Source organism: Brevibacillus centrosporus (genome assembly GCF_003710815.1).
Lineage (GTDB): Bacteria > Bacillota > Bacilli > Brevibacillales > Brevibacillaceae > Brevibacillus > Brevibacillus centrosporus.
Genome location: NZ_RHHP01000015.1, coordinates 282,383 through 305,923 on the forward strand (window position 1 = coordinate 282,383; position 23,541 = coordinate 305,923).

Here is a 23,541-nt window from a genome sequence, read left to right on the forward strand (position 1 = left end):
GCCGTGTTCGCCCCACAAGTGGAGCTGCACGGCTTTGCTTTTTATAATTTTATCTGCCTATTCTAGGCGAGATGAATTCGTTTCTCTTGTACGAGAGGGTCCAAAATCTCATTGGCTCGCGAGATTTGTTGGGCATGGTGAAAGGTTTCCTCTGTAATGCTTTGAAAAAAAGCTTCAACAACCTTCGGGCAAAACTGCGTTCCGGAATTACGGATGATCTCATCGCATGCTTTGGAAAAGGACAATCCCCTTCGATAGGCTCTGGAGGAGGTCATGGCATCAAATGAGTCGGCGACGGCTGTTACTCGGGCTATGATCGGGATGTTTTCCTCCTGCAGCTGATCCGGGTAGCCCTTCCCATCAAAACGTTCATGATGATGACGGGTGATCGCAAGAATGGAACGAATACTGTCTGCATCCTTTTTGTCTACTTCGGCATACAGCTTTCGCAGGAGTGCTTCCCCGCGTACGGGATGAGACTTGATGCTGTGAAATTCTTCCTCTGTGAGCTTTCCTGGCTTGAGCAGGATACTGTCTTCGATTCCGATTTTGCCAATGTCGTGGAGAAGTCCTCCCGTGTACATCAGGTCGAGTGTTTCTTTATCCAGACCCATTTTCTGACCGATTATACGGGTATAATAAGCCACTCGCTGAGAATGACCAGACGTATAGGCATCGCGCTCTTCCAAGGCGACTGCGAGTGATTTGAGAATGCTTTGATTGACCTCTGCCAGCTGTTCTCCGCGCAAGGTAGAGGTGAGGAGTGCTTTTTCTTTTCTTGTGGTGAGAGTCAACAAGATCGCTGCGATCAGGTAGCTGATCACTACCAGGATGATGAGAAACAGTTTTACCTTGCTAAATTGTTCGTAAAATTCATCTTCTGGCGAGACGAGGCAAATGTACCAGTCCCATTGGGGGAAGTATCGGACAACTGCGATTTTTTCGATGCTGGAGGATTCGTCAGACAAATTCCAACGATACGTACTGACCATTTTTCCTTCGTTCAAGGTCTGCTTGACCAAAAAGCGGTCACCGGGATTGGGCAGGTTGTACATATTTTGGCCCTCAAGTGAGCCGTGAATCGTCAGGCTCCCCTGGGAGTTGAAAGCGAAAAGCTCATCTCCCTGTGCAAGAGTCAGCTTGACCTGGGAGTGGTCACGCGTTTGATCTGCACGCTTGGGCCCTACCATCATGTCTCTGATTTGATTTTCGGCTTCTGTATAGCTAAGGATGTTGTCTTTCACTTGTGCATTAAAAAGAGAGAGGATTTGCGTAACGGTGTTCAGCTGCCTGTCCATCGCACGCACACCAGATTGAAAATAGAGCTGCTTCGCCTGTGAGTACCCGATGACAACGACCACCGTAAAAATGATGGGCAGCATCAGAAGAAAGAGGGGATAAAGATGAGATTTGGTCGTCGATTTGAGTGGCAAGGCTCTACGTCCTTTCCGTTTATGGGTATTCTTTCCTATCATAATAGGCTATCTCGACGTAACCTTCAAGAAAATATCCGAATATTGTCGAAAATGAGCTTCCATTTGCCAGGAATAAAAAAGAGCGTTCGCAGGACGAACACTCGAGGATAAATCTTTACGTGGAAGGGCGATTCGGTCCTTCCAGCTTCTTGTCCCCGAAGCCGGGGGCGTTGTTTTTGATGGAGTCTGGTTGTCTGTTTCGTTCGGGATTTTGGTCTATTCTTGCTGATTTCGGTTTTGATTTCGTCATGAGAACCACGATCCTTTGCTGGTTTTTGCTGTTTTGGAATAAGGCCGTGCGCTTGCGATGTCTTCCAATTGAATCAGCAGCGAAGACAAAGGCATTTTTGTTGGCCTCTCCTCGGCAGCTGGTTTTACGACCACGTCTTCTCTATCTGTCCACGTCATGTGGCTCCCTCCTTTTTTCTCGTTCGAGGTGCTAAGGTTTGCGAGTCGGTTTTCTTGTATCGTGCCATGGCGTATATGGCAAACAAACCCAGAACTGCCGTCACGAAGAGGGTGATCACCCCATACGCGATCCACGGATAAAGACTGCCGACCCCACCCAGCTTGTCCACCATCATCCCACCGAGGCTCGTGCCAATCGCCGTTCCAATGCCAGAGACAAAGTTGGAAAAACCAAAATAGGCACCGAGCCGATCTTCTTTGGCAAAATGGGTCACGAGACTGTCCTGCACGGGCATGAACAGCATTTCCCCCAGAATGAATAGAATGGCTGATCCGCTCAAGGTAATAAAATGCTCAGCCCAGCCCATCACGGTGAGACCCGTACCCAGGAGCGTCGTTCCCATCGCCAGGGACAGATAAGGATTGATTCGCTGCAGGACAAAACGGGAGATGAACCCTTGCAGCAGCACGACGCTTATCGAGTTGATCGTCCAGATCAGCCCGATCATCGTTGCCGAGTGCAGGACATGCTCTCCCCGCAGCGGGAGGATTAAGGCAAACTGCGCGTAGAGTGCCCAAATCACCAGGGTAATCAGGGAAAAGAACAGGAAGCTGCGATGGGTCAAAAGATTTTTGTACTCCGAGAGAGGCGTGCGCTGGCAGTCAGGTCCGACACAGCGGTCATCGGGCAGGCTGAAGCGGGTAAGCGCTGCGAGCAGGGCAAATACGAGCGCGGCGATCAGAAATGGCTGTTGTCCTCTTGAAGTCATCCATGCAATGACGACGCCAGCTACGATAATGCCAGAGTGCGCGAGAATCCCACGCCAGGAGAAAGCGGCTGTACGGTTATGAACGTCCACTTCATCGGCAATCATGGCCTTGATCGTAGGGGCTAGCAGACCAAGCCCCAGCCCGTTGACAGCGGAAAACAGAAAAAAGAGCCAGTAGGTCAGAGAGTAATGGTAGCCTAGCATGGCACTTCCCTGCAAAAGGGCACCAATCATGATGATGCTGCGCCTGCCAAAGCGGTCAGACAACGGGCCGCCGAGCAAGCTCCCGATTTGATACGTGATGCTGCCAGCACCGAGTATCAATCCCACCTGGGAAAGCGAGAGGGTACGGGCTTTCTCCAGAAAAATAGGAAAGACAGGGATGACTAAGTAAGATGCGAGGTGCATGAAAAAAACAATGAGCAGGAGTAACAAATAAGGCTTGTTTCGCCACAGTGAACCCGTTGAGGCTTCCATAATCGTCTCCTCTCTGTTCATTTCCTGATTAGTATGAGTGGAACAGGAGCCTCTCTATGCACACAATTGGGCGATAGCGGAAAATGAGAGGCAGGAGGGCAAGCGTCCAATCCATTTCCTATCACGCGACATATACCTATAATGAATAGCCCCGTGGGCGGGAGAAGAGCGTGACAGATTGAAGGGGGGACGACAGGATGGGCTTTTTTGACCAGGATGGCTTTGAAGTAGTGATCTGGATTGTCATTATCATCTTTCTTCTCTCCATATTCTTTGATGAAGGGATAGATTAAGATGAGCGCCTATCGACCGATACGACGATTAAATCAGTACTACAAATCCAATACCGGATTTAAGTCTTGGGTCAAGGCAAATGAGCAATGGTTCAAAGAAAATCCAGACGTATTTAACCAGCTGCTGCGCAATCCGAACATGGTCAACCTGTTCATGGATCTGATGGTGATGAATTCACCTCGTATCGAAAAAAGACTGCGCAGGCAAGGCAGACGAAAAAATTAGGTCAGAGAGCGGCATGTTCCTGAGCATGCCGTTTTTTAACGTATAGGAATTTATAAGCGTATTGCTTATGAATTCCGGAGCGCATGGAAACTTTCCGCTAAAACGCGGTCGCTCCTCCTCGAACAGGCCTCGATAGAGGTTTTCTTACTTGGGTGCCGTCACGACAGGTTGGATGAGCGTTCATAAAAGTCTGACAAGCTGCGTAGGGATAAGGATAAGCACAAGCAGTCTGGGGGATGAATGCAGTATGGCTCAGGTCATTCTGACGTTTTTTGTGGCGTATGGAATCGTGGTCGGAGGATCACTCTCCGGTGGAATTGGTGCTTTTTTGACCGACAAGCCTCCTCTTTTGTCTATGGCACAATTGGCTGATCAATTAAAGATATGGGGCTTGGTGGGGGCGTTAGGGGGAACTTTTGATTCGTTTTTGCAAATCGAAAAAATATTGATGGGCAACTTGACACCTGTTTTCAAGCAGCTGGTAATGATCGTCGTCGCTTTTCTCGGTGCGCACATTGGAACGATCTGTGTGCAATGGCTCATCCAGGTACGCTCATGAAGCGAGCACATTGGCAGCGCTATGTAGCTATCTGGGTGATCGGTATCCTTTTAGGCGGATCCACCGTTCTTTTTTTATACGGAAAAGAGATGGAAGAAATGATGCTGGTGAAGAAAAGCCTGGAGTTCCAAAACAAAAAGCTGTACGAAGAAAATCAGGAGCTGAAAAAAAGTCAAAACGTCTCGCGCAGAAAGCAAGCGGTCGGGATCGAAGAGGTACGGGTCACAGTCATGGATCCCAAGCCCCATCCAACCATAGAGGTGCAGGTGGTCGAGTGGATGGAAAAGGACCTGGCGTCCCTGAAAGGAAAGAAAGTCGAACAGGTCGCTGAGGTCCATCAGGTTTTGCATGAAATGCTGCGGAGGCGCGAATATGTGCTGCCTGATCGCACGATGGTGGAGGTCAGGGTCAAGACGGTAGTCATCAGCCGTACGCTGCACTTGTTCGTGACGGCCGAGGTAAAACCGGATGATGTATGGAAGAAAGTTGCCCGAAACTTTCTTTTTGTGGATTCGTATATCTCTACATAAGCACCGGTTTTCCTAACGGGCAAAATTCTACCGGTCGAAGCGTAAAGGAGAGAGTGGTACATGTCGATGTTCAAAAAATTATTGGCCAGCGTGGGGATTGGTTCCGCACAAGTGGACACCCGCTTGGAGCAGGATTCCCTCATTCCCGGGGAAGTGCTGTCAGGGGAAGTGCATCTAACCGGGGGAGATGTGGCCCAGGAGATCGATGAGATTTACATGTACGTCATCACCCATTACGAGCGGGAGAACAACGACAGTAAGGTGAAAGAGGAGTGCACGCTCATCAAGCATCGTCTGACGGAGAGGGTCGTTCTGCAGCCGAAGGAACACAAGGTGCTGCCTTTCGCTTTCCGTCTCCCGTATGAGACACCGTTGACCATGGGGCGTCAGCCCGTGTATTTGCGTACCGGACTGGATATTAAAAATGCGATTGACCCAGGCGACTCCGACTTTATCGAGGTGCGTCCGCATCCTTTGATGGCCAAAGTCATGGATGCCGTTTCGCAGATCGGCTTTCAATTGTACAAGGTGGATTGCGAGTACAATCGGCACTTGGGAAAAGCATACCCGTTCGTGCAGGAATTTGAATTCCGTCCGACCGGTCCTTATCGCAGCCGTGTAGAAGAGCTGGAAATCATCTTTTACCTAAATGAGAACAGTGTGGAAGTGCTCATGGAGCTGGACAAACGTGCTCGAGGCTTTTTGGGTGCCTTTGAAGAGGCCTTTAACCTGGACGAACGTTATGTACGATTCCGCCTGCATCGAGAGGATCTGCAGCGCTCGACGGGAGACATTGCCCACTCCATTGAAGATTTGATTCGCAAACAACTCCGTTAGAATGAACAGCAAAAAGCTGCCTGTGTCCGAGCACAGGCAGTTTTCTTTTGATAGTTATTCGTCTACACCGACAATGGTCAACAGGATAAACAAAACGAGAATCAGAGCAATGCCACCGCCATTAAACAATCCCATCGGTACCCCTCCTAGTCACGAGCATTCTTGAGTTCCCTACAGGATATTAGCGGATAGACGTTTCGGTGTCCGGATATTGACCTATTTTCCCACCCAAGTTAGTTGTATTTGAAGACGCCCGAGCGATGTCTTTCTAATTTTTTGATTTGCATGTATAGGCCTGGATTTTTCTGACAATACTGTGAGCATGAAGAATCCAAGGAGGAAATAATTGATGAATTTACTAGAAAAAACTAGAAAGATTAATGTAATGCTGCAAAAAACAATGGGAGGCAGCGGAGTCGGTTACCAGGACCTCGCAAGACTCTTGTCTGATGTCATTGCTGCGAATGTATACATTATTACGGCAGATGGAACCATTCTCGGTAGCGGATTGAATCAGGATATCGCCCTCAACGAGGAAGGACGTTCTTCCAGCTACGTACAGGATGGCGTTCACCAAAAGCTGCTGGAAGTGACGCAGACGCTCGCAAATGAGCCAATCAGCAGCCCGTATAGTATGGTTCCTGCGGAAATGAGCTCTCTGTTCCCGCAAATGATGACGACGGTGGTTCCGATCAATGCGGGTGGAAGTCGCTTGGGAACACTAGTCCTGCTGCGTGCCTATGGTCAATTCGAGACCGAGGATCTTATTTTGGGTGAGATTGGTGCGACCGTAATCGGGATGAAAATCGTTCGCCAACGGACAGAGCAAATCGAAAACGAGGTGCGAGACAAAACGTTCGCGAAAATCGCCCTTTCGTCCCTGTCCTACAGCGAGCAAATCGCCATCGAAAAAATCATGGAGCAGCTGGACGCCAAAGAAGGACTGTTGGTGGCAAGCCAGTTGGCTGATCAGGCTGGCCTGACACGCTCCGTAATCGTCAATGCCCTTCGCAAGCTGGCGAGTGCCGGCGTGCTGGAATCCCGTTCATTGGGAATGAAAGGTACCTACATCAAGGTCCTGAATGATAAATTCCCATCTGAACTGGCAAAATGGAAAACCTCGTAATCCACTTGTGGACATCAGAACCTCTCTTTTCCCCTGAAAGAGAGGCTCTTTTTTTGTGAGGATGGCATTGAATATTTGGAAAAAGCAGTCTATACTTTTCTGTAAGGATAAACTGCAAAAATAACAACATTCTAAAGTTTAAACTTCAAAAAAAGAAAAGAAAGGCTAAGATCCGCATGGAAGATGTCCAAGAACGCATTCGCAAGTACTACCCCCAGCTGACAAACCAGCAGAAGCTGGCAGCGAAGTTTATTCTGGAAAAGCCCAAGGAGGTAGCCCTGAATCCAGCCAAAGTCGTAGGCACGCTGAGCGGAACAAGTGAAACGACGATTATCCGTCTGTGTTACGCCCTGGAGTACTCTGGCTACAGCGAGCTGCAAAATGAGCTGCGCCATACCCTGATCGCACCGCATCCGCAAGAGCAGACCATCAGTCACTGGCGAAATGCAGCAGAAGAGCTGCAAGCCAAAGAGGATCTGATTTCCTTTCACATGGAACAGGATGTGAACTCGATCCAGCAGACGCTGAGTGAACTGAGTAAGGAAAAGCTGGATAAGGCTGTCTCGGCGATTCTGGCTGCCAAGCAGATTGTTGTCGTCGGCTTTCGAAGCTCTCATGCCCCCGCGCACTGGCTTTCCTTTGCCCTGAATATCGTGAAAGGAAATGTCCATTTGTACAAAGGCCCAGTCGATGACGCGAACTACTTGCTGACACAGCTGGACTCGTCGTGCTTGATTATCGCCTTTTCCTTTCCGCGCTACGTCAGTGAGACGATCCAGTTTGCGCAGGCGGCAAAGGAAAAAGGGGCATATGTCCTCGGGTTCACGGATAATGAGCTTTCTCCGATCGGCCCGATTGCCGATCAGCTTCTGAAGGTACCGACCCCTGCGCCAACGGTTTTGCTGGGAATGGCAGCCTTGTTTTCACTGCTGAATACCATTGTGGGTGCTGTCTTGGCGGCAGACAGGGAGAATGTAGAACAGCGCCTTGATTTGTATGAAAAAACCAGCCGACAAATTTACCCGTTTGTTCGTCAATTGGACGAGAAAGGATGATCGAGAATGAAATTGGAACGCATTGAAGTACAGCAGCTGCAAATGCCGCTTCGCTTTCGCTTTGAAACCAGCTTTGGAAGCACTACCATCAAGGATTTTCTGCTTATTTCCGTTCATGGAGAAGGGGTGGTTGGCTATGGGGAAAGCGTAGCGATGCCAACTCCTTTCTATAATGAAGAAACGACAGAATCGGTATGGTACATGATGGAGAAGTTTCTGATTCCCAAGTTGTTCTCCCAGCCGATCGAAACTCCGGAGGATGTAGATCGACTCTTTGCTCCCATTCGACGAAACAACATGGCGAAGTCCGCCTTGGAGGGAGCAATCTGGGATTTGTACAGCAAGCAGAAAGGCATTTCGCTGGCGAAAGCTCTGGGCGGAACCAGATCGCTGATCGATGTGGGTATCAGTATTGGGATAGAGCCGACGGTAGGCGAAGTCTTGCAAAGAGTTGAACGAGCGCTCGCAGACGGCTATAAAAAAATCAAAGTGAAGATCAAACCGGGCTTTGATGTCCAAGTTATCCAAGGAATTCGTGAACGCTTTGGCGACAGTGTTCCGCTGATGGCCGATGCGAACTCTGCCTACACGATGGAGCATCTCGATACTATGAAAGAGCTCGATCAGTACGGACTGATCATGATCGAGCAGCCGTTGGCCCACGACGATATCATCGATCACGCCAAGCTGCAGGCGCAATTGAAGACACCGATTTGCCTGGATGAAAGTATTCATAACGCAGAGGATGCGCGCAAGGCGATTGAGCTTGGCAGCTGCGGCATTATCAACATCAAGATTGGACGTGTAGGTGGCTTGACCGAGTCCAAGCGCATTCACGATCTATGCGAATCCCATGGCATCCCGGTGTGGTGCGGCGGGATGGTGGAGTCGGGAGTCGGGCGTGCCCACAACGTTGCGATTACATCGCTGCCAAACTTCACGATCCCAGGGGATACGGCAGCGTCGAGCCGCTACTGGGATCTGGATATCATCGAGCCGGGGGTTGAGCTTGTAGCACCAGGCCAGCTGGCAGTTCCTGAACAGCCAGGGATTGGATACGCGTTAAACCAACAGGCTGTTGGCAAATATGCGGTTCGTTCCGCCAGCTATCGACCGGAAAAATAAGAAAACGCACACGCGAAGCATGTTGTTCTGCTCGCCGTGTGCGTTTTCTTTGCGAAGGCATCAGGAGGATAACGAATGTGATTCAGGCACCTTTTCGGTACGAGCCCATGCAGGATGCTGCTCCATTTGGCGTACGGTACGAAACACCCACAGACTCATGCTAATCATCGCAAGCCCGATCCCACCGATCAGCATGATGACAGCAGGTGTAGCGAGTTTGTGCTCCAGCACGAAGGAGCAGATCGCATAGCTGACAGGCCCAAGCCCAAGTGACATCAAAGAGAGCAGAGACATGACTCGACCGAGCATGGCAGACGGGACAATGGTCTGAATGTACGTGATAAACGGAATGTTCGTGATGCTGAGCATAAGTCCGATCGTCGCCATGGCCGCGAAGCCTAGACTGAGATGCTGCATGAAATAAAGGGAGCTGACAGCAAGGCCCATGATAGCGAGAAAGAAGGGAAGCAGGAGAAACCGACCGCGAAACCCGTTTAAGAGGCCAGTGATGATTCCGCCCGCAATCGTCCCGATTCCAAGTGTAATACTTAGGGAGCTGTACGCGCTTCCGTCCCATCCCAGGCTTTTTACGAGAAGAGGAAGGCCCATGTTGATCGGCCCGGAAAAAGTCATGTTGGTAAAAAGGGACGTGCAGAAAATGATGCTTAATATGGGAACGGAAAAGGTAAACCGAATCCCACTGAATAGATCCTTGAAATAGGAACGAGAAGACGCTGTCGTTTGTAGCCCCTTGTCTGAAGCAGCTTGTTGCAATCGCAGCGCAAATATAAACACGGCTCCTGCAAAGAAGGCGAGGGCAAGGATAAAAAACATAAGCGGGTAATGGGAGCTGCGGATGAGCAAGGCAGAGACCAATGGGCCAAGTACCATACTGATCTGCTGGGAAATTTCCATCATGCTGTTGGCGGGTGCGAGCTGATCGCGATTGACCAAAAAAGGGAGAACCGAACTGCGTGCCGGCCAAAAAAAGGCATCAACGGTCCCAAAGAAAATCGCGACTGCATAGGCGGAAAAGGGGAGCCACCCCTCATTTCCCCACAATAAGCTCAGGCCAAAGGCAGAGAGAATGAATCCACGAGCGAGAATGGAAGAGAACATAATCCATTTGCGACTCCAGCGGTCAGCCACTACACCGCCAATCAGCATGAACAGCAAGCGCGGAATGGACATGCTGATCAAGGTCGTCCCAAGCATGGTCTCCGATCCTGTAACATCAACGATAAACCAGGAAAGCACCAGGAAAAAGGCACTGTCAGCGAGGGCAGAAAGAATCGTTCCGCACCATAAAAGAACAAAGGGGCGATTGCGCCAAAGACTTCCCTTATTCGCGACGATCATCTGGGGCTTCGCTCGCTTTCTTTTTCTTGACTACGATTTTGTCTGTCAAATGCTCAAATTCACTGGGAAGATGCTCGTAATTGTCGGGCAATGATTCATCTTCGGCTACAAAATAACGTTCGTTGGTCATAAAGCCGACCGTTACCATATAAAAATTCTCTTCGACATCGTCTGCATCGCCAGCTGCTACTTGCTTCTGAAATTGATCCTCGATTTCAACGAGCTCATTTAGGAGTGCTTTGTACTTCAAAAGCCATGCCTGAATTTGGTGGCGTGGAGCCTTGAATTCAGAGGTACTGGCGATTGAAGGGGGGCGTTTTTCCTCATCGGCAAATTGCATGAAAGACGCTTCCGGTGCGTTGTACAAACGTGTGATGCTAGAGCGCAGGTGATGAAGCATGGACTCCTGCGTGAGCATCGTGTCCTCCTGCAGCGATGGCAATAAGTCGTCGCTCACTTTGAAATCGAAGGCGACTGCCCGGTAAAATTTCTGCACGATCCCGTTCTTTTCTTCGGTACGAACCACTTGAATGAAGTGATGGTTTTCCAGCTCCTTCAGATGGTAATGAACCTTGGAGGCAGAAAGATTCAGCATAGTCGCCAATTGCTTCCCGGTGTACGCTTCCTTTGTCAGATAGGTAACAATCTCCAAGCGTAAAGAATCGCTGATGGCCTTTAGCTGCTCGATCGTTTCGATGACCTGGTAACGTTTCAACGATATCATCCTCTTTTCGTTCAAAATGAACGTTTTTTCATTTTATAACATTCAATTTTATTTGAACGTATTGTATCAGTAGAACGAGATGAATTTCAAGATCATTCTGCCATTCTTTTTCGACAAGTGTTACAATACGAGAAAATCGGTGAAAGGGACCAGATCATGGCATTGCTAAAACATCCGGTATTTCGCCGTTTATATGCGGCACATATCATTCATATCATCGGAAATGAGTTTACCTTCATCGCGGTAGTCGGGCTTCTACACGATTTAAGTGGATCGGGTCTTTCTTTTGCCGCTGGGACCGTTTTTCGGATGGTTCCTTACGTCTTGACCAGCTTTTTTTCCGGAGCGCTCGTGGAAAACTGGGACAAGCAGCGCGTGATGATCACGGTAAACCTTTTGCGCGGCATTCTCGTTAGTCTCTTTTTCTTTATCTCTTCCCCTACCTATTTGTGGGTGGCTTTTCTGTTGTTGATAGCCGTGAATATTTGCAGTGCCTTCTTCCAGCCGGCCATGCAGGTGGCGATTGTGAGCGCAGTGGCAGAAAAAGATCGGCTGACGGCAAACTCCTTACTGCAAGGCACGACATCGTTCTTGATTATTGTTTGTCAGGGTGTCGCGGCCATACTGGTGTATCTGTTTTCCTATCGATACAACTTCTTGCTGGATGCAGCCTGCTATATGTTTTCCCTGCTCATCTTGCTCAGACTTCCGAAGATCGTGATCGATACCAACTCCAGTTTAGCCACGAGCTTTGTTGCACGTCTGCAGGAGGGGTTTCGTTACATTGCCAGGAAAAAGGATATCGGGCAGGTCCTCCTGTATCAGATGGCGGAACGTGTGCTGGGCGCTTACTACATCATGCTCATGTACTACATTTTGCAGGAGCGAGGGGAAGGCCTGTACGTTTTTGGGCTGCTGGACATTCCTTTGGGGCTTGGGGGTGTCTTCGCCGGGATCGTTGTGACGAAAATATCGGACCACTTGGGCGATAAAGGGGTATCGGCTGTGCAAGGCTGGACTTTAGTTGCGATGGGCCTCTCGATCTATGCAGTCTTTCACATCACACCGATCTTTGGTCTGGCGGCTGCGATTCTCGTTTGTTCCCTCGCTTCCTATAGTGCTTCTATACTCTCTGTCACGAAGCTGCAGAGATTGGCTGATCCGGACTATTTGGCGCGTGTGTTTTCCATAAGGGAAATGGCGACGATGGGGAGCTTTTCCGCCAGCTGTCTGGTGCTCGGGTATGGGGCAGAGAAGGTAGGCAGTGCCGTTGTATCCGGGTGGTTGGCCGTGTTTGGCGTCATAGCGGGCTTCCTTTGGCTGTGGACCCGCAGCCGCTTGGAAAGGCAAGTAGCTGACATGTAAGCAGGAAGAGTAAATCCCTTTGCCAGATAAAAAGGCAGAGGGATTTTTTTTGATCGGAATAGAGCTTTTTTTATTTAATAAATATAATCGCTGAAAAAGTATGATTAAATGCATACAATAAAGACAACCTCAGGTAAGAAAAGGAAGATGTATATGAAAGAGCTGTGGCGACAGTATTCGTTTCGCTGGTACTGGCTGGGGATGTTTCTTTCGGGATTAGGCGATCAGTTTGGATGGATGGGCTTGACGTGGTTTGTCATGAAAAAGACGGGCTCCTCAGCTGCGATGGGGGGAGTCATCCTTGCTTACATGCTTCCGGCCGTTTTTTCAGGACTGGTGGCAGGGGTCCTGCTGGATCGATATGATCGCAGAAAATTGATCATGCTTGATAACGTGGTACGGGGAATTATCTTTATTTCTTTGGTGGTCTTGCTGCAAATCGATCAGGTTCCTTTGGGCTGGATTTATGTCCTCATCGTCACTGCGGGTATTCTTTCACCACTTAGCACCGCAGGAGCACAGACGATGCTCCCCAGCCTGGTAGGCGATCCCAAGCATTTGGTGAAGGCCAATGGAGTGATGGAGAGCCAATGGCAGATCGTTTACATGTTTGGACCTGCGCTGGCGGGTGTGCTGATTGGTTGGATCGGGGAAGCTTACGTGCTGATCATTGATGCTGCCAGCTTTTTCGTCTGTGCCTTCTGTTTTTCGCGGCTGCCTAAGCCAGTTGCCTCTGCGAAAGCCGCAGTCCAAACGAAATATGATATACGAACCCTTTTGCTGGACATGCGCATGGGCTACCAGTTTTTATTGGGCAAAAAGCAGATGATTGCTTTAGTTGTCTTTACCTTTTTGTTTAACATGGCGTATGGGCCAATTGAAATAGCATTGCCGCTATATGCCAACAACGATTTGGGTGGGGGATCCGTTGCGCTCGGAATGCTCTGGTCTTCTCTGGCGATCGGTGCACTAGTGGGTTCGTTGTTTTTTTCTACCGTTACGTGGAGACTCCCACTGGGGGTGACTTTGGCGGGAATCATCGTCGCGTGGGGAGTCACGACGATGCCATTAGCTCTCTTTTCCCGCTTGGAGATCGCCATGCTGTCTATGGCATTGGCAGGCTTTAGCTACGCTCCCTACAACATTTTGTATCGGACGTATTTGCAAAGACAGGTCCCCAATGAGCTTTTGGGCCGCGTCATGACCAGTGTACGCACCATCACAGGTACGGGCATGCCGGCAGGAGCGGCCGTTTCGGGATTGCTCATCCCTTTGATGGGAGTCAGTGGATTGTTTGGAGCAGGAGCCATTGCTTGTATCATCTGTGGAAGCATTGCCTTTGTCATGCTCCGTAATCTGGATACTCCTTCACTTGCGATTGAGGAGGGGAGCGACGAGGAGCTTCACACGGTACGGCAGGAGGGCATAAAGTCGTGACAGGTAATGAAGGCGCATTGGCATCGCGACTTCCGGCCTTTTCCGATCTACCGCTTGGAGGATGAGCGAAGCGGTCTGCTCTGGTGTCAACAAATAGCTGTTCACCTTGCTGCGGTAAGACCCGGTACGATCTGCACGATCCAAAAAGGGTGTATCGATCGGACCTGGCATGGCACAGGTGACGTGAATTCCATGCATGGAAAGCTCGTGACGCAAGCCTTCGCTAAAGCGGATGACAGCAGCCTTGCTCGCAGCGTAAACAGCAGCTTTGGAAGTAGCCACATGTCCGGCGAGCGAAGCAATATTCACGATATGTCCGCCATGCTGCTGCATCATCATGGGCAAAAAGGCACGGGTGGTGTAGATGACCCCATTGATATTTGTTTCCAAGGTTTCATTCAGCTCTTCCAGCTTCATGTCGGACAGAGCTGCAAAGGTCGCCACGCCTGCGTTGTTATACAAAAGATCACAGCGGCCGAAACGTACCTGTACCCATGCTGCCAATTGGCAAGCCGCCTCTTTATCCGTGACATTGAACTGCCGCGTGTGAAGATGTTCATAATGGTGGAGTTCCTGCCTGAGTGCCTGCAGTTTTTCTTCGCTGCGGCCAGTGGCGATAACTGTATCGCCTCTCTCCAGATGCTGGCGAGTGAGGGCATGGCCCAGACCGCTTGTGGCTCCGGTGATGACGATGATCCGCTTTTGAATCATGGAATCGTCCTTTCTATCCTGCCAAAAATCGCGGCGGGTTTTCTTTTCGGCATTAGTATAAGCCCCCTGTTTGTTGTGAAGGATAGCCCCTAGGGGGTGAATACACATGCCAGCAGTCAAATGCAGTGTAGCGAATTGCGAATACTGGGCAGACGGAAATCAGTGCAGTGCTGAAGAGATCATGGTGGAGATCGATGCTCATGCGAGTGCCGACTACAAAACCGAGTTTGCCTCGGAGAACGATCAACACCAAGATCGTGCAAGCACATCTTCCGAGACCTGTTGTCTGACGTTCAAACCGAAAAAATCAGGCAAGTAAAATCTGCGGAGTGTGATCAAAAAGACGTATCCCTAGCAGGCTGGGTGATACGTCTTTTTGTATAAGTGCAACTATGACTCCGCCACAAAGCATTGCGGAGCCAAGTTTTCTCATGTATCTTTTCTTATACGCTTGTCCGCGCAAGGTTTAGCACCTGTACTTTTTTCTGCACTTCATCCCACGTCTTTACACGATGAATCAGGGGAGGCAGCTCGCTTTGGTTGTACGGCGTATCGAACAAAAAGACTGGGATTTGCAAAGCTTCCGATAGCTGCAGCGCATTTTCCAGCCGATCTTCCAGGAAGAGATCTACTCTCCATTTTTTAGCGGCAGCCAGCTTATCATGGGACCCGATCAAATCGACTTCATGAAACGGAATATCATAACGGGAAAACCAATCAAGCGTGACCGCGCGATGTCGTGCTTCCCTGGCGCTGATGTAGATCAGCTGATGGTGGGAGTGCCAGTCGCGCAAAATCTCGTCCGCATTCCCGTGGACAGGCGCTTCCATGTACAAGCGCTCTCCGTTTTCATCCAGCCATTTGTCAAATTCCTCGTCGGTGATTTTGTAAACGTTGGCCAGATTGTATTCAAAGCAATCCTCATATCGCAAATCTTTACCAAAGCTTTCATTCATCAGGGGGACAATACTGCTGGGTGACGTCACTGTGCCGTCAATATCAATACCAATGGTTAGGACATTCTCAGGTTTCATCCTCTCGCCTCCAGTTTAAATTGTACACCGAAGGCAGAGAATAAGGCTACCTTCCTTCACTAACAAATCCTTTGTGAAAAGGGGCTGAGCATGACATGTCGGACCGAAAAGAACGTATGAATGCGAAGCGGAAGGAAGATACCGGCTTTTCCGAGACAGTTGACATGCACGACACGGAATTCGCCGCCGATACATGGACCAATGCTGCGTTTGACGAAGACGATGAGAGGTCTGTGAAGCGAAGAATCCAGTATGACCCTTTTACCCACACGGAACGCTACACAGGTGAACGTGTTGGAGACGAGGACGATTTTTCAGAGCGTCTAGACGGTATTGATCGTACGCAGGAAGAGAAATATCGGGCTTCCGCGATCCGAGATGATGACGTCGAGGCAGCTGCTGAGATTGCCGAACCAATTCCGGTTCGTCGTACAGTCCGTGATGCGAATGACGAGGATAGTCGGGAAAATGGGGCTAGCGGGATCGGAATGACAGGGCTCGGATTGTCGATTTTGTCCTTGTTCTTAATGCCGTATCTGTTTGCACCCATTGGGATGGTGCTTGGCTACCTGGCGTATCGACGCAATTCACGATCGCTTGGGGCTTGGGGGATGATTGTAGGGGCCATCGCGATTTTGGGCGCTCTGGTGATTTATCCGTTCTACACAGCCCGGTAAGTGCCAAACCAAAAAACCTCTCCAGCACATGACTGGGGAGGTTTTTTCTATTTGTAGTAAGGAGATAAGAACGGAGTGATGGCAGCCAATACAGCATCGCGAAATACGTCTGCCCTGCGTATCCGATTCTCGGTCAGCAGGCCGTACGCGCCTCCTTGATGATTGCTGTTTGTCATGCCGCTCCATTCGTCGATGATGGTGCTAAGCTCCACATTTTCTTGTTGAATGCGCTCGGCAGCCTGATTGGGTATCGGAAAAGACAAGCCTTTCCCTATGTACAGCTCGGCTCCGTTCCATGCAGCGCAGACCGATATCAGATACCACTGCTTGTGCTGTAAGTCATAGGTGAGCCCGCCTTCCAGCCCTAGCCCGATGTCACTTCCCGGGATCAGTTTGTACACAGTTTTGGCTCGATTGATGGCGCCTTCGACTGTTTCCTCCTCGGACATAGGCTGATCAAAGACCCCTGATGGGACCGATAAGCAGGCAGGCTCGGTACCTGTGGCCATTTGAACGGCAGACTTTTTGGCGTTATTGGTTGTCCCGAGGGCATAGCGAAAAGCGGAAAAATCCATACGACACTCTCTCCTTCTTTGCGCGATAAACTAATGGTAGTATACCACTTCCCCACAAGTGGGGGGGATGTGATAAGATAGGGCTTATACTAGAGACAGAAATTTGTGAGAAAAAGAGGAGAGAACCATGAAGTTTACCAAATTGCATGGACTAGGAAACGATTATGTGTACGTGAACTGTTTCACGGAGGACCTGACTGGGGTCGATCTTCCCGAGCTGGCAAGGCGAGTAAGCGACCGTCATTTTGGAGTCGGAGGAGATGGCTTGATCCTGATCATGCCGTCAGAGCGTGCAGATTTCCGGATGCGGGTATTTAATAACGATGGCAGCGAAGCGAAAAACTGTGGAAACGGAATGCGCTGTGTCAGCAAGTACGTGTTTGATCACGGGCTGACGACCGAGCACACCTTTACTGTCGAAACATTGGGAGGAATTATGACTCCCATGGTCTCGCTTGATCAGGAAGGGAAAGTAGAACAAGTGACCATCGACATGGGCGAGCCGCGCTTTGAACGCGCAGCGATTCCGATGACGGGGATTCCAGAGGAAAAAGCGCTGGAGGAAACCATCGAGGTGGATGGAGAGGCATTCACGATGACGGCAGTATCTATGGGAAATCCACACGCAATTCTGTTTATGGATGAAGTGCTGGATGAAGACGTCCTGAAGTACGGTCCCAAGATCGAATTTCATGAATGGTTCCCTGAGCGTACAAATGTAGAGTTCATTCAAATTCTCGATCGACAGGAAATCCATTTCCGTGTGTGGGAGCGGGGGTCTGGTGTGACGCTCGCCTGTGGAACAGGGGCTTGCGCAGCGGCGGTTGCTGCGATCCTGAGCGGAAGAACCGATCGCAAGGTGACGGTGCATCTGGCTGGCGGAGACCTTTTCATCGAATGGCGGGAATCCGATAATCACGTGTTTATGACGGGTCCAGCGACAGAAGTTTTCTCCGGCGTTTATCAAGGTTCGATTCCTTACAAATAGATAAAAAAACGTTCCGTCTGCAAGAGACTGGAACGTTTTTTTGTTTTTCTAGCTTGATTATTTCACGCCTGCCGCGATTTTGATAGCCTCCTGGTGATCAGGATCGATGGCGTTATCCTTGTGGCGCAAGCTGTTTAAGAAGTGGATATCAAAGTGACCGGTAAAATTGTTGTCCGTGATGTACTCGATGCTGTGAGGCATGGAGGTCATGGAGGCGGCAATCCGTCTGCCGTCCACTTCTACAATAACGGGTCGTACACTCCAGGAAAAATCACCGCCCCAGATTTCTTTGATGATCGCAGTGTCGGCAGAAGTGAGCGGCTCTGTATCCGAATGGGAAGCACCGATTGTTCGTTTCACCTGAAAGCTTTTCCCGGTTTCGAAGTCTGTAACAGTTGCAACGGCATTGATCGGGAAGAGATATTGGCTCGCTTCAAACCAATCGAGGTATTCTCCATATTTGGCGCTTTTGACACTGGTTTTGGGAATATGGTGAACAGGGACGACGAGCGTTTGCCCGATTTGCAGTTCAGCGTTTTCCGAGAGCTTGTTTACCTGAAGCAGCTCGGTCATCGGGATGCCATGTGCGATGGAAATCGTCCACGGAGTATCTCCTTTGACGACTTTGTAAGACTTATTTTCCACCCAAGGCTTTGTGGAGTCGTCAGCTGGAGTTTCAACAGCATCAGAAGCTTGTCCATCGGATGTAGTGTTCGTTTGAGGAATGATCAGCTTCTGCCCAATCATCAGCTCTGTGGAGCTCAGTTTGTTGGCTTCCACAATGGATTGGATGGTTACGCTGTTTTGACTGGCAATTTTCCAGAGCACGTCGCCTTTTTTGACAGTGTAAGTGGTCGAAGGACTCGCAGAAGTTTTCGGTACGAGGATTTTTTCGCCGACCAAGAGATCGTAGGAGGTGCGTTGATTGATTTCCATAAGAACAGGGATCGTCGTTTGATGGTCAGCAGCAATTTTCCACATGACATCGCCAGACTTGACCGTATAAACCTCTGAGAGGGGTGGTATGTATAGCTTTTGTCCGAGCATGATCATGTCGGAGCTTAGGTGATTCGCGATTTTTAATTGCTCGACAGGAACCTGGTAGCGGTAAGCGAGATTGCCTAGCGTATCACCAGACGATACAGAAATGGACTGTGCAAATGCCGATGTGGTTGGGAGCAGCAAAGCTAGTAGTGTCGTTTGAATAGTCAGGCGTTTCCATCGTGTTGTGTAGAACATGAAAGCCTCCTTTGGAATGTTTCTCCCATAATTGTAAACAGCGGAGGTGGGTGCTTTCATTGTGAAAATAAATCCTCAAATGGTCGTATCTTCCAGCATAAGCTCAGAGACTCCCTTTTCTCTGTTGTATTTTCCTACCATAGTCGTAGAGGAGGATGGCAAACGAGGGTTCGCAGACACAAAAATAGCGTGGGTAGCGGCCATTTTTTTAAGCCACTTCCACGCTATCGAAAACAAATTAAGTGAAATGTCACCCGTTGTACACCTCATTTAGGTATGCGACTTCAGATCGGTTGATGGCAGGGTTTGTTTTGTTCATCTTTGCGAGTTCAGCCTGGAGTCGTTTCAATTCTGCTTCCATCCTCGTGATTTTTTCTTGCATAGCTTGAGTTGTCATGGTTGCTCTCTCCCCGTTGTTTGGTTGTTTTGTTTAAATTTACTGACAATTCTAACGAAAAGGACCTGCGATGTAAAGAGCCTAATACTGGATGTAAGCGCTTTAAGTATGAATAGTATGTGAACGATCGTTCAGGGCTGGTCTTATTTGGCTATTTTGCCTGACAAAGTTGGGGAAAATAAGGGCAAAGCATGCTTTGCGCTGTATGTTCGTGGAACAGTCGTGTTATGATGTAGCGTAGACATGGAGCAGCTTGCTCCGAGGAAGGTGTGGACAAGTGATTTACTTGGATAACAGTGCTACGACTCGTCCTCATCCCGATGTGGTTGAGTCGATGAGGCGGGCAATGGAGAACTATTATGGAAACCCCTCTTCTCTTCATCATAAAGGAGTAGAAGCGGAAGCTGTGCTGAAGCAAGCACGCGAAGTCGCAGCCTCATTTTTAGGCTGCAAGCCGGGGGAGATCATATTTACCTCTGGTGGAACTGAAAGCAATAATACGGCGATCAAAGGTGTTGCCTTTCAATATCAGAATCGCGGGAAGCATATCATCACGACGAAGGTAGAGCATCCAGCCGTTTACGATGTATGCCAGCAGCTTGCGAGCTTAGGGTTTGAAACGACCTATTTGCCGGTAGATCGCGATGGTCGAGTATCCCTTGAGGATGTTCAAAAAGCCATGCGGCCAGATACCATTCTCGTTTCTGTCATGCATGTGAACAACGAGCTGGGGACGATCCAGCCGGTTGTGGAAATCGGGCAGTGGCTCAAACAATTTCCCAAAGTCCTGTTCCATGTGGATGCGGTGCAAGCCATCGGAAAGGTGCCGCTTAAGCTGAAAGATGCGGGCATTGACCTTCTCAGTGTATCTGCACACAAGTTTTACGGACCACGTGGGGTAGGAATCTTATACAAACGCGAGGGCTTGATCATTCACCCGCTGCTGATGGGCGGCGGACAAGAGAGCGGAGTCCGATCTGGTACAGAAAACCTGCCGGCGATCGCAGGCATGGCCAAAGCGATTCGTTTGCTGGAGGAATGGGGCCCAGCAGAAAGTCGCCGTCTGCAGGATTTGCTTGTACAGCTGCGAGAAGGTATTTCGAAGATCGAGGGCTGCATCATCAATACACCTGAGGCTCACGCTGCACCACATATCATGAACATATCGGTGCCGGGGGTAAAGGCTGAAGTGCTGCTGCACGCTTTGGAAGAGCGTGGCTTTTTGGTTTCCACGAAGTCGGCGTGTTCCTCCAAAGCCAATGAACCGAGCCGGGTATTGACTTCTGTCGGAATCGAACGTGATTGTGCGCTGTCTTCCCTGAGAATCAGCTTGGGCAGGGAAAATACGGCTGAGGATATCAAGCGGTTCCTGGAAGCACTAACAGTCTGTGTGGGTACTTTGCGCAGCCAAATGAAATCGAAAACAAAAAGCGTAACCAGATAAAGGAGAAACGAAATGAACTACGATGTAATTTTGATTCGCTACGGAGAATTGGCTCTCAAAGGCAAAAACCGCGATATGTTCGAAGAGACGCTCGTGCGCAGTGTAAAAAGCGTTCTGCGTTCCTTTTTCAAAATAAAAGTGCGCCGCAACTACGGCCGGATGTACGTAGAGCTGCACGGTGAAGATGCGTACGAGGTGATGGAGCGACTGAAGCGCGTGTTCGGAATCTCTTCTTTCAGCCCAACGATCCAGGTCGATCCAGACATCGACACAATCAAGGAGCGTGCACTGGAGCTGATCCGTCAAATGAATCCGGAGCCGCGCAATTTCCGCGTCGTCACACGCCGTGCTGACAAACGTTACCCGATTCCTTCTATGGAAGTAAATCGAATTGTCGGTACCCATATTCTACGCGCTCTTCCGAAGATCAAGGTGGATGTGCACGAGCCAGAAGCTATCGTCAACATCGAGATTCGTACAGAAGGAACGTACATCAGCTGCGAAACGATTCCAGGACCAGGCGGGCTGCCAGTAGGGGTGAGCGGTAAAGTCCTGCTGCTGCTGTCCGGTGGGATTGATAGCCCTGTTGCTGGCTGGATGATGATGAAGCGCGGAGTAACGCTCGAGGCGATTCATTTCCACAGCTATCCGTATACGAGTGAGCGCTCTCTGGAAAAAGTACGCGATCTAGCCCAGAAGCTGACGAAGTGGGGAGGAACCATTCGTCTGCACGTGGTTCCGTTTACGGAGATTCAGACGGCGATCCGTGAGAAATGTCCGGAAGACTACTTGATTACGATCATGCGCCGATTCATGATGCGCATTTCCGAAAAAGTAGCGGCCAATACGAAAGCTCTGGCACTGGCATCGGGTGAAAGCCTGGGACAAGTCGCCTCCCAAACGCTCGAGAGCATGGATGCCATCAATAAAGTCATTTCCATTCCGATGCTTCGCCCATTGGTTGCGATGGATAAGATCGAGATTACGGACATTTCCCGCAAGATCGATACGTATGATCTGTCCATTTTGCCTTATGAGGATTGCTGCACCGTCTTCACGCCGAAAAATCCAGTGACACGTCCGAAAGTGCGTCTGGCTGAGAAATTTGAGACTGCACTCGATGTTGACGCCTTGGTGGAGGATGCTGTGAATCGTACGGTAGTTGAAGAGATCACGACGAAACCGCGCGAAGTTGTATCGGATCTGTTCTAAAACGACATAGACATAAGGTTGGCGGGGAGGAAGAGCCATGATTATTCGGTATGAACGTAACGGCAAGGTGAAGCACGGATGGATGGTAGAGGCAGACCACAAGGTTCGTGTGATCGAAGGGGACATCTACAAAGTTCAAACGGCGAAGCCCATTATGACGGGATTGGAGCTATCGCTCGATGAAGTTACGCTCAAAGCGCCTAGCGCTCCCAGCAAAGTGGTTTGCATCGGGATTAATTATCGTGATCATGCCTCTGAGATGGACAGGACTCTGCCGAAAGAGCCATTGATGTTCCTCAAGCCATCTACGACGGTTGTAGGTCCGGGGGAACCAATCGTCTATCCGAGACAAACGCAGAACCTTCATTATGAAGGAGAATTAGCTGTTGTCATCAAAAAAGAGGCCAAGCAGGTAAAGGCGGAAGACGCCGATGACTACATCTTGGGCTTCACATGTGCGATCGATGTGACTGCGCGAGACTTGCAAATGAGCGATGGCCAATGGACGCGCGCCAAAGGCTTCGACACCTTTTGTCCACTTGGTCCAGCGATTGCAGCAAAAGTGGATTATCAAAATCTGCAAATCGTGACACTTGTAAATGGCGAGGTGCGCCAGGATGCTAATACCAGCCAGATGGTGTTTTCCGTCCCTCAGCTGATCGAGGCCGTCAGTGCAGTGATGACCCTATTGCCTGGAGACGTGATTCTCACAGGCACTCCGTCTGGTGTTGGTGAGCTGAAGCCAGGAGATGAGATTTCGGTAACCATCGAGGAAATCGGAACACTTTCCACGCGTGTGGTTATGGCAGAATAGTCGTCGTTTTTCGAGCGGAAAACAGAGCACCGCCCCCATTCTGATCATTGGGGGGCGGTGCTGTTTATTCTCTTTCATCTGGATCGTCGTGGATTGGATGCGCAGACGGATCTTGGCGAGGCAGGTCTTGGTGCATGTTTCTTGTTTCGTACGTAAAACGAGTGGTTGTAGAATGTTGCCCCGGTTCCCATTCGGAAGACTTTCCAAGCCTTTCTCTGTTAGTGGATGACCCATAGGGCCCCTCTGGGAATTCTTCCTGCAAGATCTCGTTACGCTGTGATTCTACGGTAGACAGCTCGCTGTACTGCTCATTTTCATGCTCTTCATAGGTAGGCTTCGGATCCATGAGGAATCACCGTCCTTTTGGGTTAAGTGAACGCAAATTCGGTCTAAGGGATAGTGTGAAATAATTGGTGCTTGCCTATTCGTTTTTTGTTGACAGTTTTATTCATTTCACTTATATTTAAATTCTGCTTTTCGTTTTTGAATGTAGTTGAAAACATCTCAACAAAAATGAGAAAAAGCACTTGACTGTTTGGGTGTGGATTTGTTATATTAGTTCTTGTCGCCGCTGAGCGACGAAAAATGGTGAAAAAAACCTCTTGCAATCCAAGTGATTAACGTGATAAGATGAAGAGGTCGCCTTTTGGGCGGATAACCAACAATGCTCTTTGAAAACTGAAC

Annotated in this window: 27 protein-coding genes; 15 read left to right on the top strand and 12 right to left on the bottom strand. The window is 49.6% G+C overall.

What is annotated here, in order from left to right; genetic code table 11:
• Positions 1-62 precede the first annotated feature (62 nt).
• The 3 genes from EDM55_RS15365 to EDM55_RS15370 form a co-directional block, all read right to left on the bottom strand.
• On the bottom strand, positions 63-1,433 hold the full coding sequence (locus EDM55_RS15365; RefSeq protein WP_170184462.1) for an HD domain-containing phosphohydrolase: 1,371 nt from the start codon (positions 1,431-1,433) through the stop codon (positions 63-65).
• Positions 1,434-1,721: 288 nt separating this feature from the next.
• Positions 1,722-1,883 (bottom strand): hypothetical protein, encoded by a 162-nt coding sequence (locus EDM55_RS30300; RefSeq protein ID WP_170184461.1) that lies wholly within the window; start codon positions 1,881-1,883, stop codon positions 1,722-1,724.
• On the bottom strand, positions 1,880-3,130 hold the full coding sequence (locus EDM55_RS15370; RefSeq protein WP_122960686.1) for an MFS transporter: 1,251 nt from the start codon (positions 3,128-3,130) through the stop codon (positions 1,880-1,882). Before EDM55_RS15370 ends, EDM55_RS30300 begins: the two co-directional genes overlap by 4 nt.
• A 294-nt stretch (positions 3,131-3,424) precedes the next feature.
• On the opposite strand from EDM55_RS15370, the gene EDM55_RS15375 reads away from it, so the two are divergent.
• From EDM55_RS15375 to EDM55_RS15390, 4 genes are all read left to right on the top strand, one after another.
• Entirely contained in the window at positions 3,425-3,649 is a 225-nt protein-coding gene (locus tag EDM55_RS15375; protein ID WP_092268859.1) for a hypothetical protein, read from the top strand.
• Between the two features lie 247 nt (positions 3,650-3,896).
• The gene (locus EDM55_RS15380; protein WP_092268861.1) at positions 3,897-4,208 is read left to right on the top strand and encodes a YtrH family sporulation protein; all 312 of its coding nucleotides are present in this window, start codon (positions 3,897-3,899) and stop codon (positions 4,206-4,208) included.
• Positions 4,205-4,738, top strand: coding sequence for a sporulation membrane protein YtrI (locus tag EDM55_RS15385; RefSeq protein ID WP_092268952.1), 534 nt, complete (start codon positions 4,205-4,207; stop codon positions 4,736-4,738). The genes EDM55_RS15380 and EDM55_RS15385 overlap by 4 nt, the downstream gene beginning before the upstream one ends.
• Positions 4,739-4,798: 60 nt before the next feature.
• Positions 4,799-5,575, top strand: coding sequence for a sporulation protein (locus EDM55_RS15390; protein ID WP_092268864.1), 777 nt, complete (start codon positions 4,799-4,801; stop codon positions 5,573-5,575).
• A gap of 54 nt (positions 5,576-5,629) precedes the next feature.
• Here the strand turns inward: EDM55_RS15390 and EDM55_RS15395 are convergent, their stop codons facing one another.
• On the bottom strand, positions 5,630-5,710 hold the full coding sequence (locus EDM55_RS15395; protein ID WP_092268866.1) for a YjcZ family sporulation protein: 81 nt from the start codon (positions 5,708-5,710) through the stop codon (positions 5,630-5,632).
• Between the two features lie 214 nt (positions 5,711-5,924).
• Here EDM55_RS15395 and codY point away from each other — a divergent pair, with 214 nt between their 5' ends.
• The 3 genes from codY to menC all read left to right on the top strand — a co-directional run bounded on the left by codY (position 5,925) and on the right by menC (position 8,881).
• Entirely contained in the window at positions 5,925-6,701 is a 777-nt protein-coding gene (gene codY / locus EDM55_RS15400; RefSeq protein ID WP_122960687.1) for a GTP-sensing pleiotropic transcriptional regulator CodY, read from the top strand.
• A gap of 176 nt (positions 6,702-6,877) precedes the next feature.
• Positions 6,878-7,756 carry a MurR/RpiR family transcriptional regulator gene (locus EDM55_RS15405; protein ID WP_122960688.1) on the top strand — a complete coding sequence of 293 codons (879 nt, stop codon included), beginning with the start codon at positions 6,878-6,880 and terminating at the stop codon, positions 7,754-7,756.
• A gap of 6 nt (positions 7,757-7,762) precedes the next feature.
• Positions 7,763-8,881, top strand: a complete 1,119-nt coding sequence (gene menC / locus EDM55_RS15410; protein ID WP_122960689.1) for an o-succinylbenzoate synthase — start codon at positions 7,763-7,765, stop codon at positions 8,879-8,881.
• A gap of 60 nt (positions 8,882-8,941) precedes the next feature.
• Here the strand turns inward: menC and EDM55_RS15415 are convergent, their stop codons facing one another.
• Complete coding sequence (locus tag EDM55_RS15415; RefSeq protein WP_122960690.1) at positions 8,942-10,240, bottom strand: MFS transporter; 1,299 nt, start codon at positions 10,238-10,240, stop codon at positions 8,942-8,944.
• A complete protein-coding gene (locus tag EDM55_RS15420) occupies positions 10,224-10,955 on the bottom strand; it encodes an ArsR/SmtB family transcription factor (protein ID WP_122960691.1) in 732 nt (243 codons plus the stop codon). Before EDM55_RS15420 ends, EDM55_RS15415 begins: the two co-directional genes overlap by 17 nt.
• Before the next feature lie 165 nt (positions 10,956-11,120).
• Here EDM55_RS15420 and EDM55_RS15425 point away from each other — a divergent pair, with 165 nt between their 5' ends.
• Together EDM55_RS15425 and EDM55_RS15430 are read left to right on the top strand one after the other, a co-directional pair.
• The gene (locus tag EDM55_RS15425) at positions 11,121-12,329 is read left to right on the top strand and encodes an MFS transporter (protein WP_221175502.1); all 1,209 of its coding nucleotides are present in this window, start codon (positions 11,121-11,123) and stop codon (positions 12,327-12,329) included.
• Between the two features lie 153 nt (positions 12,330-12,482).
• The gene (locus EDM55_RS15430; protein WP_122960692.1) at positions 12,483-13,766 is read left to right on the top strand and encodes an MFS transporter; all 1,284 of its coding nucleotides are present in this window, start codon (positions 12,483-12,485) and stop codon (positions 13,764-13,766) included.
• Here the strand turns inward: EDM55_RS15430 and EDM55_RS15435 are convergent.
• Entirely contained in the window at positions 13,698-14,477 is a 780-nt protein-coding gene (locus EDM55_RS15435; protein ID WP_092268885.1) for an SDR family NAD(P)-dependent oxidoreductase, read from the bottom strand. The two genes, EDM55_RS15430 and EDM55_RS15435, sit on opposite strands and share 69 nt — an antisense overlap.
• A 106-nt stretch (positions 14,478-14,583) precedes the next feature.
• On the opposite strand from EDM55_RS15435, the gene EDM55_RS15440 reads away from it, so the two are divergent.
• Entirely contained in the window at positions 14,584-14,796 is a 213-nt protein-coding gene (locus tag EDM55_RS15440) for a DUF1540 domain-containing protein (RefSeq protein WP_092268888.1), read from the top strand.
• Positions 14,797-14,920: 124 nt separating this feature from the next.
• Here the strand turns inward: EDM55_RS15440 and EDM55_RS15445 are convergent, their stop codons facing one another.
• Entirely contained in the window at positions 14,921-15,511 is a 591-nt protein-coding gene (locus EDM55_RS15445) for a hypothetical protein (RefSeq protein WP_092268890.1), read from the bottom strand.
• Positions 15,512-15,606: 95 nt separating this feature from the next.
• Here EDM55_RS15445 and EDM55_RS15450 point away from each other — a divergent pair, with 95 nt between their 5' ends.
• Positions 15,607-16,188, top strand: a complete 582-nt coding sequence (locus tag EDM55_RS15450; protein WP_092268892.1) for a YnaG family membrane protein — start codon at positions 15,607-15,609, stop codon at positions 16,186-16,188.
• Between the two features lie 47 nt (positions 16,189-16,235).
• Here the strand turns inward: EDM55_RS15450 and EDM55_RS15455 are convergent, their stop codons facing one another.
• Complete coding sequence (locus tag EDM55_RS15455) at positions 16,236-16,763, bottom strand: DUF84 family protein (protein ID WP_092268894.1); 528 nt, start codon at positions 16,761-16,763, stop codon at positions 16,236-16,238.
• Between the two features lie 127 nt (positions 16,764-16,890).
• Here EDM55_RS15455 and dapF point away from each other — a divergent pair, with 127 nt between their 5' ends.
• The gene (gene dapF, locus EDM55_RS15460) at positions 16,891-17,751 is read left to right on the top strand and encodes a diaminopimelate epimerase (protein ID WP_092268896.1); all 861 of its coding nucleotides are present in this window, start codon (positions 16,891-16,893) and stop codon (positions 17,749-17,751) included.
• A 57-nt stretch (positions 17,752-17,808) separates the two neighbouring features.
• Here the strand turns inward: dapF and EDM55_RS15465 are convergent, their stop codons facing one another.
• Together EDM55_RS15465 and EDM55_RS30305 are read right to left on the bottom strand one after the other, a co-directional pair.
• The gene (locus EDM55_RS15465; protein ID WP_092268898.1) at positions 17,809-18,990 is read right to left on the bottom strand and encodes a LysM peptidoglycan-binding domain-containing protein; all 1,182 of its coding nucleotides are present in this window, start codon (positions 18,988-18,990) and stop codon (positions 17,809-17,811) included.
• Positions 18,991-19,240: 250 nt separating this feature from the next.
• Positions 19,241-19,387: a hypothetical protein gene (locus EDM55_RS30305; RefSeq protein ID WP_170184533.1), complete on the bottom strand. Its 147-nt coding sequence runs from the start codon at positions 19,385-19,387 to the stop codon at positions 19,241-19,243.
• Positions 19,388-19,664: 277 nt separating this feature from the next.
• On the opposite strand from EDM55_RS30305, the gene EDM55_RS15470 reads away from it, so the two are divergent.
• The 3 genes from EDM55_RS15470 to EDM55_RS15480 are packed head-to-tail and all read left to right on the top strand — an operon-like array spanning position 19,665 to position 22,857.
• Entirely contained in the window at positions 19,665-20,831 is a 1,167-nt protein-coding gene (locus tag EDM55_RS15470; RefSeq protein ID WP_092268901.1) for a cysteine desulfurase family protein, read from the top strand.
• A gap of 12 nt (positions 20,832-20,843) precedes the next feature.
• On the top strand, positions 20,844-22,043 hold the full coding sequence (gene thiI, locus EDM55_RS15475) for a tRNA uracil 4-sulfurtransferase ThiI (protein ID WP_092268903.1): 1,200 nt from the start codon (positions 20,844-20,846) through the stop codon (positions 22,041-22,043).
• Between the two features lie 37 nt (positions 22,044-22,080).
• Complete coding sequence (locus EDM55_RS15480) at positions 22,081-22,857, top strand: fumarylacetoacetate hydrolase family protein (protein WP_122960693.1); 777 nt, start codon at positions 22,081-22,083, stop codon at positions 22,855-22,857.
• Positions 22,858-22,921: 64 nt separating this feature from the next.
• On the opposite strand, the gene EDM55_RS15485 is transcribed toward EDM55_RS15480, so the two are convergent.
• The gene (locus tag EDM55_RS15485) at positions 22,922-23,203 is read right to left on the bottom strand and encodes a hypothetical protein (RefSeq protein ID WP_092268907.1); all 282 of its coding nucleotides are present in this window, start codon (positions 23,201-23,203) and stop codon (positions 22,922-22,924) included.
• Positions 23,204-23,541 lie beyond the last annotated feature (338 nt).